The sequence below is a fragment of the Streptomyces sp. NPDC059455 genome, assembly GCF_042750115.1.
In the GTDB taxonomy this organism is placed as follows: domain Bacteria; phylum Actinomycetota; class Actinomycetes; order Streptomycetales; family Streptomycetaceae; genus Streptomyces; species Streptomyces endocoffeicus.
This window is the reverse complement of sequence record NZ_JBHYVB010000158.1, coordinates 10,829-27,446: the sequence shown is the minus strand read 5'-3', so window position 1 is coordinate 27,446 and position 16,618 is coordinate 10,829. Positions and strand designations below refer to the sequence as shown.

Annotated in this window: 10 protein-coding genes and 2 pseudogenes; 9 read left to right on the top strand and 3 right to left on the bottom strand. The window is 70.2% G+C overall.

Annotation, left to right across the window (positions count from 1 at the left end):
* Positions 1 to 93: 93 nt before the first annotated feature.
* Positions 94 to 378: pseudogene (locus ACFXB5_RS39015) on the bottom strand (transposase); the annotation flags it as partial.
* Between the two features lie 98 nt (positions 379 to 476).
* On the opposite strand from ACFXB5_RS39015, the gene ACFXB5_RS39010 reads away from it, so the two are divergent.
* Positions 477 to 1,202: a dienelactone hydrolase family protein gene (locus tag ACFXB5_RS39010; RefSeq protein WP_385217517.1), complete on the top strand. Its 726-nt coding sequence runs from the start codon at positions 477 to 479 to the stop codon at positions 1,200 to 1,202.
* Between the two features lie 750 nt (positions 1,203 to 1,952).
* Positions 1,953 to 2,795 (top strand): IS630 family transposase, encoded by an 843-nt coding sequence (locus tag ACFXB5_RS39005; protein ID WP_385217514.1) that lies wholly within the window; start codon positions 1,953 to 1,955, stop codon positions 2,793 to 2,795.
* A gap of 435 nt (positions 2,796 to 3,230) precedes the next feature.
* Here the strand turns inward: ACFXB5_RS39005 and ACFXB5_RS39000 are convergent.
* Positions 3,231 to 3,617, bottom strand: a pseudogene (locus ACFXB5_RS39000) (transposase family protein); the annotation flags it as partial.
* A gap of 249 nt (positions 3,618 to 3,866) precedes the next feature.
* Between ACFXB5_RS39000 and ACFXB5_RS38995 the strand changes: the two are divergent.
* The 6 genes from ACFXB5_RS38995 (at position 3,867) to ACFXB5_RS38970 (ending at position 8,769) form a co-directional block, all read left to right on the top strand.
* Entirely contained in the window at positions 3,867 to 4,013 is a 147-nt protein-coding gene (locus tag ACFXB5_RS38995; RefSeq protein WP_385217511.1) for a hypothetical protein, read from the top strand.
* A 551-nt stretch (positions 4,014 to 4,564) separates the two neighbouring features.
* The gene (locus ACFXB5_RS38990; RefSeq protein WP_385217508.1) at positions 4,565 to 5,380 is read left to right on the top strand and encodes a 3-hydroxyacyl-CoA dehydrogenase family protein; all 816 of its coding nucleotides are present in this window, start codon (positions 4,565 to 4,567) and stop codon (positions 5,378 to 5,380) included.
* A gap of 2 nt (positions 5,381 to 5,382) precedes the next feature.
* Positions 5,383 to 5,655, top strand: a complete 273-nt coding sequence (locus tag ACFXB5_RS38985) for a phosphopantetheine-binding protein (protein WP_385217506.1) — start codon at positions 5,383 to 5,385, stop codon at positions 5,653 to 5,655.
* The gene (locus ACFXB5_RS38980) at positions 5,648 to 6,763 is read left to right on the top strand and encodes an acyl-CoA dehydrogenase family protein (protein WP_385217503.1); all 1,116 of its coding nucleotides are present in this window, start codon (positions 5,648 to 5,650) and stop codon (positions 6,761 to 6,763) included. The genes ACFXB5_RS38985 and ACFXB5_RS38980 overlap by 8 nt, the downstream gene beginning before the upstream one ends.
* Positions 6,760 to 7,854: an HAD-IIIC family phosphatase gene (locus ACFXB5_RS38975; RefSeq protein WP_385217500.1), complete on the top strand. Its 1,095-nt coding sequence runs from the start codon at positions 6,760 to 6,762 to the stop codon at positions 7,852 to 7,854. The genes ACFXB5_RS38980 and ACFXB5_RS38975 overlap by 4 nt, the downstream gene beginning before the upstream one ends.
* A 162-nt stretch (positions 7,855 to 8,016) precedes the next feature.
* On the top strand, positions 8,017 to 8,769 hold the full coding sequence (locus ACFXB5_RS38970) for an O-methyltransferase (RefSeq protein WP_385217497.1): 753 nt from the start codon (positions 8,017 to 8,019) through the stop codon (positions 8,767 to 8,769).
* Here ACFXB5_RS38970 and ACFXB5_RS38965 read toward each other — a convergent pair.
* A complete protein-coding gene (locus tag ACFXB5_RS38965; protein ID WP_385217495.1) occupies positions 8,762 to 10,051 on the bottom strand; it encodes a carboxymuconolactone decarboxylase family protein in 1,290 nt (429 codons plus the stop codon). The two genes, ACFXB5_RS38970 and ACFXB5_RS38965, sit on opposite strands and share 8 nt — an antisense overlap.
* A 315-nt stretch (positions 10,052 to 10,366) precedes the next feature.
* Here ACFXB5_RS38965 and ACFXB5_RS38960 point away from each other — a divergent pair.
* Positions 10,367 to 16,618 (top strand): type I polyketide synthase (locus ACFXB5_RS38960; protein ID WP_385217492.1); only part of this gene is annotated, 6,252 nt, incomplete at its 3' end.

Here is a 16,618-nt window from a genome sequence, read left to right as displayed (position 1 = left end):
CCCCCGGCCGCCACCCGCTACCGCACCGCCCCCGATCTCCTCGCGGCCGCGGACGAGTAAACCGACACACCGACAAGTTGATTCTTTACGGCTTCTATGTACCCAGCACCTTTGATGGCGGGTGTCGGGAAACACCTCGCTCAGCGCGTTCCAGAAGCCCAGCGCACCGTCGCCGACGGCCAGGACCGGGGCACGCATACCCCGGCGGGCGCAATCCCGCAGCAGTCCCGCCCACGCTTCGGACGACTCGCGGTAGCCGTCTGTCATCGCGATCAGCTCCTTCGTGCCGTCCGCCCGCACCCCCATCAGCACCAGGACTGTGGCCTTCGCCTCCTCCAGACGTATCCGCAGGTGAACGCCGTCCGCCCAGACATACAACGTGAGCCATCGCCGCATTTCAGAGGAACACCCGCGCTGTTCTGCCAGCGGCAGAACAGCGGCCCGACCGGACTCGACGATCACTACTGTCCAGTCGCATGACGACGATTACAACGCGCATGGTCGAGTACCCGGCCGACGGTCTGACGATGATCGGGCACCTCGCACTCCCGGCCGGAGTCGACCGCCGGCCCGCGGTGCTGCTCGGGCCAGAGGGCATGGGGCTCAGCGACGTCGAGCGCCACCGGGCCGATGCTCTCGCCGAGCTGGGATACGTAGCGCTGGCCTTCGACCTTCACGGCGGGCGCTATTTGGGCGACCCCGAGGAGATGCTTGCCCGTTGCATGCCGCTGCTCGCCAACCCCGACCGGATGCGGGGCATCGGCCACGCGGCGCTCGACGTGTTGCGCGCCGAGCCGCGGACCGACCCCGACCGGATCGCCGCCGTCGGCTACGGCACCGGGGGCGCCGTCGGGCTGGAACTCGGGCGCGACGGCGTCAACCTGCGCGCGATCGCGACAGTCAACGCGCTGACCACGGGCCGACCAGGCGAGGCGGCGCGCATCCGCTGCCCGGTGTGGGCCGGGGTCGGGTCGGAAGACCCGATCATGCCGCCCGCGCAACGGGGCGCGTTCACCGCCGAGATGCAGGCCGCGGGCGTCGACTGGCGCCTCGTGGTCTACGGCGGCGCCTTGCACGCCTTCCACCACCCGCCGGTCGACCACCCCGTGGTCCCCGGCGTCGGCTACCACCCACGGCACGCGCAGCGAGCCTGGCACGACATCGTCGACCTGCTCGCCGAGTGCCTGACCGTAACGGAGTGATCTGGTCGACAACCGCGATTCCGGGCCGCGGACCAGGCCCGTCGAGCGCCACCGGCTCCGGTGGTCTCACCCGCGACGCGGTCAACGGCTGGCGGGATCGGCCTGCCGCCCGGGCCCGTGGGGAGGTGCGGGCAGCCGAACGAGATCAGGTGCATCGGGTGCATGCGGGGACTCTCCTGGGGGTGTGGGAGTGGCGGGTGGGTCGGTGAAGACGGGCGTGCCGAGGTCGACCAGTTGGGGTCGGCCGTCGCCCGGCGCCCGGCTGAGGCTGTTGAGCTTGGCGGTGGCGGCGTCGAGACTGACCTGGAGTCCTTCGACTTCGCCGAGCCGGCCGTTGCCGCGAGCTTCGCGGGTGCGTTCGCGGAGGTTCTGGATGATCTCGATGAGGCGGCCCCGTTGGCGGGGGTCGATTTGGAGGACAGGGCAGCGGATGCAGGCTCCTCTGAACTAAAGACTCTGTCCTGTGCAGTGAGGTGGGTGACGAGTCGTTCGTAGTAACACTTGGTGACAGCGGCCAGGCCAGGTCCGCTGGAGTGACGCTCCAGTGTTGCGTCGATGGAGACGACTTCGTCGTGGCGACCATGTAGACATGGATCAAGGTACGGCGGCGTTGATCGCAGGGGTTGCAGGGCCGGTCGGTGCTGTAGGCGGTGCCATTGCTGGCGCTATTGGCGCAGTTCGCGGGGCACGTATTGAGTCGAAACTGGCGGGTTTCCTGCTCGTTGGTCGGGTGTGATCGAGGGTGGGGACATGCGGCGGCTGGTACCTGCCGCGCAGGAGGATCTGCGGCTGCGGGTGATCGCGGCGCTGGAGTCGGGGCGGGTTGGGACGTATGGACAGGCCGCGGAGATGTTCGGGGTGTCCTCGCGGTCGGTCGGCACCTGGTGGCGGGCGTTCCAGGCTGGTGGCCGGCAGGCCCTGCTGGTCGCGGTGCGCCAGCCACGGGCTGGGGTGGGCGAGTTGCTGAACGACTCGGCGCGCGGGGCGGTGCTGCGGGCGATGCGCGACTGCACCCCGGCCGATATCGGGCTCAGCGGCGTGCTGTGGGCCCGCGCCTCGGTGAGGGCACTGATCAAGCTGGTGTGCGGGGTGTCGATGACCGAGCAGGGGGTGGGCAAGTGGCTGAGGCGGCACGGCTTCACCCCGCAGCGATCAGCCCGCCGCTCATACCGGCAGCAGCCGGAAGCGGTGCGGGCGTGGCTCGAGGAGGAGTATCCGGCGATCGCCGCGCGGGCGAAGGGGGAGAAGGCCGGGCTGGTCTGGGCCGATCAGTGCGGCCTGCGTTCGGATACCGCCCCGCCGGGTCGTTCATGGGCGCCGACCGGGCACATCCCGCTCGTGCGGGTCAACGGCCGCCGCTTCAAGGTCAACATCATGTCCGCCGTGGCCTCGCGCGGCGCCCTGTGGTTCACCGTCTTCCCCGGCAAGTTCACCGCGAAGGTGATGTGTGCGTTCCTCGACCGCCTCGCCCGGCAGGCCGATCGCAAGGTCCACGTGATCGCGGACCGGCACCCCGTCCACCGCAGCAAGGCGGTCCGGGCCTGGCTCGATGAGAACGCCGAGCGGATCGAACTGCACCTGATGTCTGGGTAGTACAGCCCCGAACTCAACCCCGACGAGCTGCTGAACGCCGACCTGAAACACCACGTCCACGCCGCCCGCGCCACCTCCGTCGACGACCTCGCCCGCGAGACCCGGCGCTTCCTGCGACGCAGACAACGCCAACCCCGCATCGTCTGCGGCTACTTCAGAGCCCGACACGTCCGCTACGCGATCCAATAGGAAACCCACCAGTTTCGGCTCAATATGTGACCCGAAACTCCCCAACGGTCCCCTGTAAGGCCCTGCCTCGATTGACTCCCTCGAATGCACCGCCGATCAGGCATCCGTCGCCTTCTCACTCGCGGACTGATCCCGACCCTCTCCAGCACTGGTTGCCCACCACCCCTGCTGCTGCGCCCAGGGCTGGCCATGAGGCTGGCCGCGGCCGCCCCCACGGCAGCACTGCCGATCACCATCGCCGGTCGGCGCGATGCTGCGGGACACGGGCACGGCGAGGAGGCTGGTGAGGCGTGCGGCCGCCCGGCCGTATAACTCCCGTGCCACCTGGGATATCTGCCAGGCAAGCCGCACCATGCGGCACTGGTGACGCTCCAGCAGTCCGGGAGTCTGCTCCCGGAGGGTCTGCCGTCAGCAACCCTGGGTCGGACAGACCAGCCGCCGTACGCGCAGGTGGACGACGACCTGGCGGCCGTCGGCTGGCACGTCCCCTACTGTCCGGTGGTGATACCCATGCACCTTCGCCGTCGGAGTCCCACACACCGGACACAGCATCGCTGCATCCCGAGTGCGGGCCGTGACCACCACCGTGCCGCCGGCCTCCGCCACGCCCTCAGCGACCAGCGCCGAGTTCAGAAAACACCGTTCTCATAAGGGAGTTGATATCCATCACAAGATCATGATCGCGGACAGTGCTACTCGATGTCACCCGATGAGGAACTGGCCTGCTTGCCACGGCGGGCGCCGCCGTGTCCTGCACCCGGAATCCGAGGCGCAGATGGGCATCGGCTTCCCCGTCCTCGGCCGCGCCTGCGCCGCCTCCGTGACGGTCGGCCTCGGCTCCGACCTCTCCAGGCCAACAACTCCCCGGACGCTTTCACACAGATGAGGCCGGCCCGGCACCTCGACATCGCGCGTACCAACCAGCCGATACTGGAGACGGTCGGCCTGATGGAACTGGGCAAAGTCTCGGTCACCACCCGAGGGGCCCTGCACCTGGTCGCGATGGGTGGGGCCCAGCGGGGTGGGTGACATCGACCGGGTCTTGATCGCCGGAGAGGCGGTGAAGGAGCGCGGGGCCCTCGGCCATTCGAGGTCAGTATGGGGTCGGGACAGCGGAGCTGGGTATCGCCAGCAGCCAGGCACAGAGCGTGTCGCTGGCCGGGTGGCGATGCGAGTAAAGGTGTGCCGCTGCTTGCGCGGAGCATCCAGATCAGCACGGAGGATGCCGTCGATCACCGGCTTGTACGGATCCAGATCGGTCGCCCGGGGCGGCAGCTTCTTCCGGGGCTCAGGCCAGGCCGAACCCAGTGCAGACGCATTCCCACGTGCGGAGGTTCACCTCGGGCACCGACCTCGCGAAGAACACTATGGATCTCCCTAGGGCGCCGCCTCAGCCTTTGACGTCCTCCGGACGATCGGCGTAATTTTTCTGCTGAAGTAGATATTGTCAAGCTCTTTTCATGGTGCAAATCGTTTGCCCGTTATGCGCCTCAGCGGGGCGTGCTCGATTGAACGATGATTTGGAGTGGGTGATGGTGAATTCCCGATCGGACACGATTGCCGTATTCGGTGCGGGGGTTATGGGGCGCAGCATCACCGCACTGGCACTGGGGCGTGGGGTGCATGTCGTCCTGGTCGACGTCTCGGGAGACGTACTCCAGCAGGCCCGGGCGGAAATCGCCCAGCAGTTGCGGCACGGGCAGTTCATGGCCGCCTTTCCCGATGGACAGGCGGCTGGAACACTGACCACGACGCTGTCCGGCACGGACGCGGCGGACGTCGGTCTCGTGATCGAGGCGATCACCGAGGACGCCTCGCTCAAGGCGCGGATCATGGCGGAGATCTCCAGCATGCTCTCCGCCGGGGTCCCGGTGATCACCAACACCTCGGGCATCCCCATCGCCGAACTGGCGAAGTCGGTCCGGCGCCCCGGGGATCTGGCCGGGGTGCACTTTATGAATCCGGCCTATCTCATCGAGATGGTCGAGGTCATCCGTGGTCCGCAGACCGGCGACGACGCCATGGCCGCGATCCAGTCCTTCCTGGAGCGGCTGGGGAAGAAGACGGTCGTCGTGCGCGACGCACCGGGGTTCGTCACCAGCAGGCTGCTGCATCCCATGATCAATGAAGCGGCGAGGGTCGTGGCCGAGGGCACCGCGAGCGTCGAGTCCGTGGACCGGCTGATGCATGGATGTCTCGGTCACCCCACCGGGCCGCTGCGCACCGCTGATCTGATCGGGCTGGACAATCTCGTGGACGCTCTTCGGCTGCTTGCGGAGCGGACCGGAAATTCCACCTTCGAGCCCTGTGAACTGCTCATGGAGAAGGTGCGGCGCGGAGATCTGGGGCGCAAGACGGGGCGGGGTTTCTATGACTACGGAAAGGTACTTTCGTGAATATGGACCAGCCGATCGCCGCTGAGGGGATCGAACGGGCGATTACGGCCTTTGTCTCGGAGCGAGTGAAGGCGGAGGTTCCCGTCGGTCAGGATCTCTTCGATTCGGGGCTGGTGTCGTCGATGTTCGCGATGGAGCTCGTGGTCTATCTGGAGCAGGAGTTCTCGGTGCAGATCCTGGGGGATGACCTCAAGCGGGACAACTTCCGTTCCATCGGGGCCATGACCGCTCTGGTGGGGCGTCTGCTCGGCGCCGGGCAATCCGCCGATGCCTGAGCCGCTCGCCGGTGCGCGTGAGCTCGTGGACGACCTCGTCGGCGACCGGGCCGCGGAGTGGGACCGGGCTGGTCTGATCCCCGACGACGTGCTGCGGACGCTGGCCGTCCGCGGCCTGTTGTGCGCGGGGGTGCCGGAGACCTTCGGCGGACTTGGGGCGAGCAGCGCCGCGAACGGCGAGTTCACGGCGTATGTCGGCAGCCGGTGCAGTTCGCTGCGGAGTGTGATGACGTCGCAGGGCATGGCCGCGTGGACGATCCAGCGCCTGGGCGGTCCGCGGCAGCACGCGGAGTATCTGCCGAAGCTGGCCGGTGGCCGGCTCGCCGCCATCGCGTTCAGTGAGCCGGAGGCGGGCAGTGACCTGTCGGCGATGACCACGACCATCGAACCGGAGGGTGAGACCGTCGTCGTCCGCGGGCAGAAGGTCTGGACGACCGCTGCCCACTACGCCGATCTGATCGTCGTCGTCGGCCGCTACGGCTCCGGGGCAGCCGCTGTGGTGGTACCCGCGTCGGCTCCGGGCGTCACGGTGCGTCGGGTGCCGCGGCCGTCCGGCTGCCGGGCGGCCGGACACGCGGATGTGCACCTCGACGATGTGCGGCTGCCCACCAGTGCGGTGCTCGGCGGTGGGCAGCCGTTGATGCTGCTGGTGACGACGGCGCTGGCGTACGGGCGGATCTCGGTCGCCTGGGGCTGCGTGGGCATCCTGCGGGCCTGTCTGGACGCCGCCGGTGGCCACGCCCGTATCCGGCGGCAGTTCGGCAAGCCGCTCGCCCAACACCAGCTGGTCGGCCGTCACCTGGCGGATCTGCTGACCGCCGAACAGATCGCCAGCCGGGTGTGTGAGCACGCCAGCCGGTGTTGGGACAGCGGCTCCCCGGACATGGTCGTCGCGACCGTCCTGGCCAAGCAGGTGAGCGCGGTCCAGGCCGCGCGGGGCGCCGCCACGGCGGTGCAGGTCCTGGGCTCGGCCGCCGCGCGCGAGGGCCATGTGGTCGAGCGCGCGTACCGCGATGCGAAGCTCATGGAGCTCATCGAGGGCAGTACGGAGATCTGCCAGTTGATTCTCGCCGACCACGCCGTGTCGATGTCGACGTCCGCGTCATGACCCAAGGAAGCACTGTGGTCCAACAGCCCCCGTTGGTGAAGTGCCTGGTGTGGGATCTGGACAACACCCTGTGGCAGGGCACACTTCTGGAAGACGGCCGGGTGACGCTTCCCGGTCCGGTCAGGGAGCTGATTGCCGAACTGGACAGCCGTGGCATCCTCCAGTCGGTCGCCAGCAAGAACGACCACGACCAGGCATGGAAACAGCTCCAAGCGCTGGGCGTGGCCGAGTACTTCGTACTGCCGCGCATCGGATGGGGCCCGAAGTCCGATGCGGTGCGCGAGATCGCCGCCGAACTCAACTTCGCGCCCGCCACGATCGCCTTCGTCGACGACCAGCCGGCCGAGCGCGCGGAAGTCCAGTTCCATCTGCCCGAGGTCCGCTGCTACCCGGCCGAGGAACTCTCCGGTCTCGCCGCTCTGCCGGAGTTCAGCCCCCCGACGGTGACGGTGGACGCGCGGCGCCGTCGCCAGATGTATCAGGCCGGATTCCAGCGGAAGGCGGCCGAGGAGGAGTTCACCGGGCCGAGTGAGGACTTCCTGCGCTCCCTCGCACTGGTGATGGACATCGGCCGCGCCACCGAGGAACAGCTCTCCCGCGTCGAGGAGCTGACCTTGCGCACCAGTCAGATGAACGCCACTGGCGTACATTACTCCCTCGCGGATCTGCGGACGCTGCTGGCCGATCCGCGCCATGAGGTGCTGGTGACCGTGCTCACCGACCGGTTCGGACCGCATGGCGCGGTCGGTTTGCAACTGCTGGAGAAGCATCCGCGGGTCTGGAATCTGAAGCTGCTGGCCACCTCCTGCCGTGTGGTGTCCTTCGGCGCCGGCTCGGTGATCCTCAACTGGCTCGTCGACGAAGCCTCCCGCGCGGGCGTCCACCTGGTGGCGGACTTCCGGCGCACCGAACGCAACCGGATGATGGACATCGCCTACCGCTTCGCCGGTTTCACCGACGAGGCGTGCGACTGCCGGGCCGGGCTGCCCGCACCCGCACACGAGGACATCCAGCGGCTGCATCTGATTCCGGAGCCACATGCCCCGTCGCCGACGGTGAAGCTCAACGCCGTCAGCCTCCAGGGCGGCTGATCCCTCCCCGGGGGGGGGGGGGGGCCCGCCCGCGCGGGGGCAGCCCCCCCCGCGGGGCGGCGGCGCCCCCCCCCCCCCCCCCCCCCCGGGACCAGAAACGGGCGAAAAGCCGAGAATCAGACGAGAACGGACGAGAGAAGATCCGGAGAAGGTGGACGACACATGGCGAACCAGGTAGGACTCCCGGCCGCGCTCTCGGAGTACATCCGGGAGTCCTCCCTGCGTGAGGACGAGATCCTGCGGCAGCTGCGGGAGACCACGGCGGAGCTGCCCGCGGGCAGCGCGATGCAGGTCATGCCCGAGGAGGGGCAGCTGCTGACGCTCCTGGCCGGTCTCACCCCGGCCCGGAGGATCCTGGAGATCGGCACGTTCACCGGATACAGCACCTTGTGCCTGGCCCGTGCGCTCGCCCCCGGCGGACGGCTGATCACCTGTGACATCACCGACCGCTGGCCGCGGATCGGCGCCGATTACTGGGCCAAGGCGGGCGTCGAGGCGCGGATCGACCTTCGTGTCGGTGCCGCGGCCGACACTCTCAAGGCCATCTTCACGGAGGAGGGCCCCGGCACCTTCGACTTCGTGTTCATCGACGCCGACAAGCAGGGCTACCCGGACTACTACGAGATGGCGCTGACGCTCCTTGACGACCGCGGCCTGATCGTGGTCGACAACACCCTGTTCTTCGGCAAGGTCGTGGACCCCGACGCGCAGGATCCCGACACCACCGGGATCCGCGCCTTCAACAAGCTGGTCCGTGACGATCCGCGGGTGGAGATGTCCCTGGTGCCCATGGCGGACGGGATCACACTGATCCGCAAGAAGCAGCCGACCGCGGAGAGAGCGGCCGAAGGGGAACCGGGTCCGGTTTCCCGGGCGGGTTCCCCGCCTCCGCCGTCCGCGGGGTCGCTCAGGTGACCACCCTCGGGATGAACGCCGCATGGGACCCGTCGGAGAAGCGGCGCAGTTCGACGCCGTACACCTCGGCGGGGTGCAACTGCTGACCGAGAAATGCGATCACCCGGTTGAATTCAGGCGGAAACCGGCTGGCCACAATGGCCATACGGAGCCTGCCCAGGGCCAGATTCGCCTCGATCGCGCGCAGGAACGAACCCTCGTCGATGGGATACCCCATCTCCGCCAGCAACTGCTCTCCAGTACTGCCCTGCAATTGGGCGGTGTACTCGAGCGACCGCTGGAGTATGTGGATCGGCCAGTGCCGAGCCCCGCTGCCCGCGTAGTCGAGAATTTTGGCGAGCGCACTCTGCGCGTTCCAGGTGTCGTGTGGTTCCACCACTTCCACGAGTATCGGGACACCCGAGAAATCGGTGAAGAGATGGGTGGCGCTGAAGGAGTAGCCGTCCGTGTCCGGCATGACATCCGTGGGGTTCCTGCGGATCAGCAGGAGCGAGGAGTTGGAGCCGGACGCGTTCGCCGTGGACAGCAGGTCCGGATAGCGGCCGAGGATCTCATGAAGCGGCGGTTCGGGGCTGGCCGACGTCGGGGTGAGCTGGGAGAGCCCGGTGTCGTTCTGCAACACGATGCGCTGGTTCCAGGTCTCGGGGCCCGCCCCCGGAGGCGTCTCCCGCGGGCGTGCGTGTCTGCCGGACGTCAGCTGTCCCGGGTCCGCCGGCAGCAGCGCGGGACGTTCCATCCAGGGGTCGATCGGGACGAGACAGGAGTTCAGGATGAACGCCAGGGTCTTGTACGTCCCGGCGAGGGCCAGCAGTTCGAGGATCTGCTCCTCGCTGTAGCGCTCGGCCAGCTGCTTCCATGTGCCGTCCGACACCGCCGACTTGGTGTGGAGCTCATCGACCGCCTGGAGAATGGTGGCTTCGAACGGAGTCCAGCCGGCGGTGTCCTCCGAGGCGACCCGGGCGATCTCCGTCTCGGTCATCCCGACGAACAGTCCCGCGGCGTGGTGGTGCGCCCAGACGTACGGGGCCTGTGAACGCCATGCGGTGCGCAGGATGACGAGCTCGCGTTCGCGGGCCGGCAGGATGTCGCCCGCCACATGCGTCAGCAGTGGTTGCAGCGCGGGCAGCAGCGTCGGGTGGTTGGCGATGGTCCGGTGGACGTTCGGCGGCGGCCGGTCCGCGAGGAGCCCGTTCAGTGACTGTCCGATCTCCCGGGCGTAGACCTGGCCGGCGGGTGTGACGGCGAAGTCGTCCGCGTCCTGCGGATCGATCCTGGGCCGCATTTTCTCACCTTCGTGAATTATGTTGTCGCATCGGCGTCTCATGGACGGGTGGCTCGGCGTTGTGGCTCTATTCCACCGGCCGAGGTCCAACAGTAATTGATCGTAAGGGCTTTCAAACGCCGGAGGTCTAGGGGAATCCCTAATATTCCCCGTTATGTTGGGGAGCGGTAACGGAATGGTGCGCGTTGTTCGCGACAGGAGGGATCTGTAGGGAAAATCGGAGAGTAAAAAATCCCACAACACAGAGAGAATGACGCTGTGGCCCATGGAGGCAGGGAATTGCCCGCGAAGACGATGAGTTGGGGGATCGGTGCCGTGAGCCGGAACGAGTCCATATCCGCGTCCGCTGAGCGACTCCAGGAGCGGGACACCGCCGTCGCGGTGGTGGGGCTGTCCTGCCGGCTGCCGTCCGCGGCGGATCCCGCACGGTTCTGGCGGCTGCTGACCAGCGGGTCGAGCGCGGTGTCGCAGGTGCCGCCGGGCCGCTGGAACAGCGACGCCGCGACCTCCGGCGAGACCGGCTGGGGCGCCTTCCTGGACGAAGTCGACGGCTTCGACGCGGAGTTCTTCGGGGTCTCTCCGCGTGAGGCACGGGCCATGGACCCGCAGCAGCGCCTCGCGCTGGAACTGGGCTGGGAGGTCCTGGAGGACGCGGGCCTGCCGCCCGCCGCGGTACGCGGCAGCGACACCGGGGTCTTCATCGGGATGACCGCGGATGACTACGGCGCACTGGACCGGCTCAGGGGACCGGCGTCGATCGGTCATCACACCCTGACCGGCCTGAACCGCAGCATGGCCGCGAACCGGCTGTCCTACGTCCTGGGACTTCGGGGGCCGAGCCTGGTGGTGGACACCGGGCAGTCGTCGTCGCTGGTGGCGGTGCACCTGGCGTGCGAGAGCCTGCGGCGCGGGGAGTCGGCCACGGCGCTCGCCGGCGGTGTGCACCTCAATCTGATCCCGGACAGCGCGGAGGCCGCGGCCCGGCTCGGCGCCCTGTCCCCGGACGGCCGCTGCTTCACCTTCGATGAGCGTGCCAATGGATATGTGCGTGGCGAGGGTGCGGGGATGGTCCTGCTCAAGCCCCTGGCAAGCGCGTTGGCGGACGGGGATGAGATCTACTGCGTCATCGAGGGGAGCGCGGTCGGCAACGACGGCCCCGGCGACGGCCTGACCACCCCCGACCCCGAAGGGCAGCGGGCGGTGCTCCAGACGGCCTGCGGGCGTGCGGGCGTCGACCCGGCCGAGGTCCAGTACGTCGAGCTGCACGGAACCGGGACCCGGGTGGGCGATCCGGTGGAGGCCGCGGCGCTCGGCGCGGTGTACGGGGCGGGCCGTGCCACGAACCGCCCCCTGCTGGTCGGTTCGGCGAAGACGAACGTGGGACACCTGGAGGGCGCCGCGGGCATCGTCGGCCTGTTGAAGGTCGTGCTGTCGCTGCGGAACGGTGAACTGCCGGCGAGTCTGAACTTCGAACACCCCAATCCGCGGATCCGGTTCGGCGAGTGGAACCTGGACGTGGTCACCTCGACTCGTCCCTGGCCCTATCGCGACGGCCGTGCCCTGGCCGGGGTGTCGTCGTTCGGCATGGGCGGCACCAACTGCCACCTGGTGGTGTCCGCCACCGAGCCGACGCCCGGGAACACGTCCGCGGCGACGGACCCCGACCCCGGCACGGCGGACGCCGCCCTCATGGCGGGTGGCACCGTGCCGTGGCCGTTGTCGGGCCGGACCCCCGAGGCGCTGCGCGCGCAGGCCGTCCGCCTCGCGTCCCATCTGGCGGAGAACCACCGGCTCGACCCGGTGGACGTGGGCTTCTCCCTGGCGACCACCCGGACCACGTTCGACCACCGTGCCGTCGTCCTGGTGCCGGACCGGTCGGCGGCCCCCGGCGCGCTGACGGCGCTGGCCGGCGGCGAGTCCGCGCCGGGCGTGGTGCGCGGAGCCGCCGATGTCGAGGGTGGCACGGTGTTCGTGTTCCCCGGGCAGGGGGCGCAGTGGGCGGGCATGGGCGTCCGGTTGATGGCGGAGTCCCCGGTGTTCGCACGGCGGCTGACCGAGTGTGCCGCCGCGCTCGCGCCGCATGTGGACTGGTCGTTGCCGGAGGTGCTGCGGCAGGTCGAGGGGGCGCCGTCACTGGAACGGGTGGATGTCGTCCAGCCCGCCTCCTGGGCGGTGATGGTCTCCCTCGCGGCGGTATGGCAGGCGCACGGGGTGGTCCCGGACGCGGTGGTGGGCCATTCCCAGGGAGAGATCGCGGCGGCGTGCGTGTCCGGTGCGCTCTCCCTGGAGGACGCGGCCCGGGTGGTGGCGCTGCGCGGCCAGGCCATCGCACGCCGCCTGGCGGGGCGGGGCGGCATGCTGTCGGTGGCGCTGCCGCGGGCCGAGGCAGAGGCGCGGCTGCGCCGCTGGGACGGCCGGGTGTCGATCGCGGCGGTCAACGGGCCGGGTTCGGTGGCGCTCTCCGGTGAGCTGGAGGCGCTGGACGAGCTGTTCGAGGAGCTGTCGGGCGCGGATGTGCGGGTGCGGCGGATCGCGATTGACTACGCCTCGCACTCGGCCCAGGTGGAGCGGGTGCGCGACGAGTTGACGGCCGCGCTGGAGGGCATCCGTCCCCGCCGGGCCGAGGTGCCGTTCTTCTCCACGGTGACCGGCGACTGGCTGGACACCACGGGTATGGACGCCGGGTACTGGTACCGCAATCTGCGGCGTACCGTCGGTTTCGAACCGGCCGTCAGGACACTGCTCGGCCAGGGCCATCGGGCCTTCGTCGAGGTCAGCTCCCACCCGGTGCTGACCGCCGCGGTGCAGGAGATCATCGACACGACCGACGTCACGGCGGTCGCCGTCGGCACGCTGCGCCGGGAACTGGGCGGGGCCGACCGGTTCCTGACCTGTCTGGCGGAGGTGTACGTCCGCGGGGTGCCGGTGGACTGGCCGCGGCTGTTCACCGGGACCGGTGCCCGGCGGGTGGCCCTTCCGACGTACGCGTTCCAGCGGGAGCGGTACTGGCTCCAGGGACCGGCCGGCGAAGTCGCGGTGCGGGAAGCTGTTCCGGCCGCTCCGGCGGCGGTGACCGGTCACGCCACCGATGCGGAACCGGAGCGCGCGGAGCCGGAGGGTACGGAATCCGGCACCCCGTGGACGCGCGCCGACTTGGCACGGCTGGTGCGTGCGGAGACGGCGGTGGTCCTGGGCTTCGCCGCCGCGGAGCGGGTGAACCCGGCGCGGTCCTTCAAGGAGCTGGGCTTCGACTCGGCGATGACGGTGGAGCTGGCGACCCGGCTGCGGGCCGCCACCGGACTGCGGGTGCCCAACACCGTGCTGTTCGACCATCCGACGCCGGACGCGTGCGCGGCCCATCTGGCCACACGGCTCACCGGCCCGGTGACCGGTGGCACCTCGCCGGCGCCCCGCGCCGTTCCGGAGGACGACCCGGTGGTGATCGTGGGCATGGCCTGCCGCTACCCGGGCGGGGTGACCTCGCCGGACGAGCTGTGGGAACTGGTGTCGGGCGAGGCGGATGCCATTTCCGACCTGCCCGTCAACCGGGGATGGGCGCCGGAGACGACGGCCGGCCGGGCGGGCGGGTTCCTGTACGACGCGGACCGCTTCGACGCGGCGCTGTTCGGGATATCCCCGCGCGAGGCGGAAGCCATGGACCCGCAGCAGCGGCTGGCCCTGGAGATGAGTTGGGAGGCGGTGGAACGGGCTGGGATCGCTCCGTCGTCACTGCACGGCAGCGGGACCGGGGTGTTCCTCGGGGCGATGGCCCAGGACTACGGTCCGCGGCTCCAGGACGGCTCCGGCGCCGCGGAGGGATATCTGCTGACCGGCACGTCGCCGAGCGTCCTGTCCGGCCGCGTCGCCTACGCACTGGGGCTGCGGGGGCCCGCGCTGACCGTGGACACGGCATGCTCGTCGTCACTGGTGGCGCTGCACCTGGCGGCGCAGGCGCTGCGCGGCGGAGAGTGTTCCCTGGCGCTGGCCGGTGGTGTCACCGTGATGTCGGAACCGGGGATCTTCATGGAGTTCGCCCGGCAGGGCGGCCTGTCACCCGACGGCCGCTGCAAGGCGTACGCGGAGGCCGCGGACGGCACCGGCTGGTCCGAGGGGGTGGGCGTCCTGGTCCTGGAGAGGCTGTCGGACGCGATCCGGGGCGGCCACCAGGTGCTGGCGGTGCTGCGCGGTTCCGCGGTCAACTCCGACGGGGCGTCGAACGGCCTGACCGCGCCCAGCGGCATCGCGCAGCGGCAGGTGATCGGCCAGGCCCTGTCCGGTGCCGGTCTGGCCCCGTCGGACGTGGACGCGGTGGAGGGGCACGGTACCGGTACCCGGCTGGGTGACCCGATCGAGGCCCAGGCGCTCCTCGCGACCTATGGACAGGACCGGGACCCGGACCGTCCGCTGCTACTGGGGTCGCTCAAGTCCAACATCGGGCACACCCAGGCCGCCGCCGGTGTCGCGGGCGTCATCAAGATGATCCTGGCGATGCGGCACGGCGTATTGCCCCGGACGCTGCATGTGGACGCGCCGTCGTCGCAGGTGGACTGGTCGGCCGGGGCGGTGGAACTGCTCACCGGGGCCACCCCGTGGCCGGCGGCCGAGCGGCCCCGCCGCGCGGGCGTGTCGTCGTTCGGGATCAGTGGCACCAACGCGCATGTGATCGTCGAACAGCCACCGGGGGATCGGCCTGATCGGCTCGCCGCGCGCCCACCGGCCGGGTCGCCGGCGAAGGTCCGGCCCGGTGTGGCGCCATGGCCGGTCTCGGCGCGTACCGAGGCCGCGCTGGACGCGCAGCTGGACCGGCTGGCCGCTTTTGTGGCCGACACCGGTGCTGCGGCACCGGACATCGGCTACTCCCTGGCCACGACACGCTCCGAACTGGAACATCGCGCCGTCCTCCTGGCCACGACGGACACCGTGGGGGACGGTGGCACACCGCCCCTGAAGGTGGCCGAGGGCATGGCGGGCGACCCCGGCTCGATGGCGCTGCTGTTCGCCGGTCAGGGCGCCCAGCGGCTGGGCATGGGGCGCGAATTGCACGGCCGGTACCCGGTGTTCGCCGCGGCGTGGAACGAGGTGTGCACGCTGCTGGACGGCGAGCTGGAACGGCCGCTGACCGAGGTGGTGTTCGGCGATGACGCGGAACCGCTGAACAGCACGGCATACGCCCAGCCCGCGCTGTTCGCCCTCGAGGTGGCCCTGTTCCGGCTGCTGGAGTCATGGGGGGTGGCGCCGGATCTGCTGATCGGGCATTCGGTCGGGGAGATCGCGGCGGCCCATGTGGCCGGGGTGCTGTCCCTGTCCGACGCGTGCACCCTCGTCGCCGCCCGCGCCCGGCTGATGCAGGCGCTGCCGGAAGGCGGGGCCATGGTCGCGCTGCGGGCCACCGAGGACGAGGTGGCGCCGCTGCTCACCGGCTCCGCGGACCGGGTGGGACTCGCCGCCGTCAACGGCCCGGAGGCAGTGGTGGTGTCCGGGGCGGCCGACGCGGTGGAGGCGATTGCGGACCGGTTCGCCGCCGACGGCCGCAAGGTGACCCGGCTGCCGGTCAGCCACGCGTTCCACTCCCCGCTGATGGCGCCGATGCTGGAGGACTTCCGCGCGGTCGTCGAGGGCCTGGTCTTCGGCGAGCCGCGGACCCCGATCGTCTCGACGGTCACGGGTGAGCGGATCGACGCGGAGCGGATCCGTACCGCCGACTACTGGGTTCAGCACGTCAGGCTGACGGTGCGGTTCGCCGACGCGGTCGGCGCCGCGGCACGGGCCGGTGCGCGCACCTTCCTCGAACTGGGCCCGGACGCCACGCTGTCGGTGCTGACGCAGGACGCCCTGCCTGATGTGGCGGACGTGGAAGCCGTGTCCCCGCTGGGCAAGGACCGCGGCGAGGAGTCCACGGCGGTGACGGCCGCCGCCCGGCTGTATGTGCGGGGTGTACCGATCCGGTGGCCCGAACTGTTCGCCGGTACCGGCGCGCGCCGGATCGCGCTGCCGACCTACGCGTTCCAGCGGGAGCGGTACTGGACCACGCCCGTCGCCGGCACATCGGCGACCGGTGCGGTCCCGGCGGGGCTCGGCGGTGTGGACCATCCGCTGCTCGGCGCGGTCGTGGAACTGCCCGAGACCGGTGGTCTGCTGTGCACCGGCCTGCTGTCGGCGGCGGCGCTGCCGTGGCCGGCCGACCATGGGGTGGCCGGGCAGGTGACCTTCCCCGGTGCCGGATTCGTCGAGCTGGCGATACGGGCGGGCGACGAGGTCGGCTGCGCCCTCGTCGAGGAGTTGGCCCTGGTCGCTCCGCTGGTGTTGTCCGGGCAGGACGACGGCGGGGTGCGGATCCAGGTGGCGCTCGGTGGCCCCGGCGACGACGGCCGGCGCACCCTGAGCATCCACTCGCGGCCCGTCCACGCGCCGGACGCGCCGTGGACGCGGCACGCCACCGGCACACTTGCGCCGGGCGCCCCCGCGGGCGCCGCCGATGACGGGCGGGCGTGGCCGCCCCCGGCCCCCGTCACCCTCGTTGGAGGCGCGTTAGATGTACGGGGGGCGGGCGCCCGGGGGGGCGCCCCG